Origin of the sequence: Pseudonocardia thermophila (genome assembly GCF_900142365.1) — a bacterium.
GTDB classification, from domain to species: Bacteria; Actinomycetota; Actinomycetes; order Mycobacteriales; family Pseudonocardiaceae; genus Pseudonocardia; species Pseudonocardia thermophila.
Map to the genome: position 1 here is coordinate 1 of NZ_FRAP01000046.1, position 1,364 is coordinate 1,364.

Consider the following 1,364-nt stretch of genomic DNA (forward strand, 5'->3'; position numbering starts at 1 on the left):
CGAGGTGGTGCTGGGTGCGGATGAGGTGTTGCTGCCTGGTCTGGTGGATTCGCATGTGCATGTGAATGAGCCGGGGCGGACGGAGTGGGAGGGGTTCGCGTCGGCGACGCGGGCGGCGGCTGCGGGTGGGATCACCACGATCGTGGATATGCCGCTCAACTGTGTGCCGCCGACGGTGGATGTGGGGTCGTTGGTGGTGAAGCGGGCGGCGGCGGTGGGGCGGTGTTGGGTGGATGTGGCGTTCTGGGGTGGGGTGGTTCCGCAGAATCTGGGGCGGTTGCGGGAGTTGTTCGCGGCGGGGGTGGTGGGGTTCAAGTGTTTCTTGATTGATTCGGGGGTGCCGGAGTTCCCGCCGTTGCCTGATCCGGAGCCGGCGTTGGCGGAGATCGCTGGGTTCGGTGGGGTGTTGATCGCGCATTGTGAGGATGCTGCGCACGTCGCGTCGGTGCGGGGGCGGCGGTATGCGGATTTCGTGGCGTCGCGGCCGGCGGTGGCCGAGGAGGTGGCGGTCGCTCGGGTGGTGGGGGCGGCGCGGCGGACCGGGGGGCGGGTGCACGTGGTGCATCTGTCGTCGGCGTCGGTGTTGCCGGTGGTGGCGCGGGCGCGGGCGGAGGGGGTGGCGGTGTCGGTGGAGACCTGTCCGCACTACTTGAGTTTGGTGGCGGAGGAGGTTGCGGATGGGGATACCCGGTTCAAGTGTTGTCCGCCGGTGCGGGAGGCGGCCAACCGGGAGGCGTTGTGGCGGGGGTTGGCGGACGGGGTGATCGACATGGTGGTGTCGGATCATTCGCCGTGCGCGCCGGAGCTGAAGCGGCTGGATCTGGGGGATTTCGGTCAGGCGTGGGGTGGGATCGCGTCGCTGCAGATCAGTCTGCCGGTGGTGTGGACCGAGGCCCGTGCCCGCGGTTTCGGTCTGCCCGACGTCGTGCGCTGGATGGCCGAACGGCCCGCTGCGTTGGCCGGACTTTCCGGCAAGGGTCGCATCGCCGCCGGGGCCGCCGCGGATCTGGTGGTGTTCGCGCCCGACGCGACGTTCGAGGTCGCTGCCCTGCACCACCGCCATCCGATCACCCCCTACGCCGGGCGCACCCTCACCGGGGTCGTACGGTCGACGTGGCTCGCCGGCCGGCCCCTGGACGGCGACGAGCCGCCCCGCGGACAGCTCCTGGAACGCGCATGAGCGATGTGACCGACCTGCCCGACCTGGCCCGCCGCGACCTCGGCGGGGCGGTGGTGTGGGCGAACGACGAGGCGTTCGCCGCCCGGCAGAACCTGATCAACCCGGGGCCGCCGGTGTTCGACCCGGCCGCGTTCGGCCCGAACGGCAAGGTCTACGACGGCTGGGAGACCCGCCGCCGCCGCGA

General features: G+C 71.2%; 1 protein-coding gene and 1 pseudogene. Both read left to right on the forward strand.

Translation table 11 applies throughout. The features are described 5' to 3' along the window. The coding region (allB, locus tag BUE41_RS29355) for an allantoinase AllB (protein ID WP_073460611.1) at positions 1 to 1,180 on the forward strand (1,180 nt) is incomplete at its 5' end. Beyond that, a pseudogene (locus tag BUE41_RS29360) lies at positions 1,177 to 1,364 on the forward strand (allantoicase); the annotation flags it as partial. The gene allB and the pseudogene BUE41_RS29360, both read left to right, overlap by 4 nt.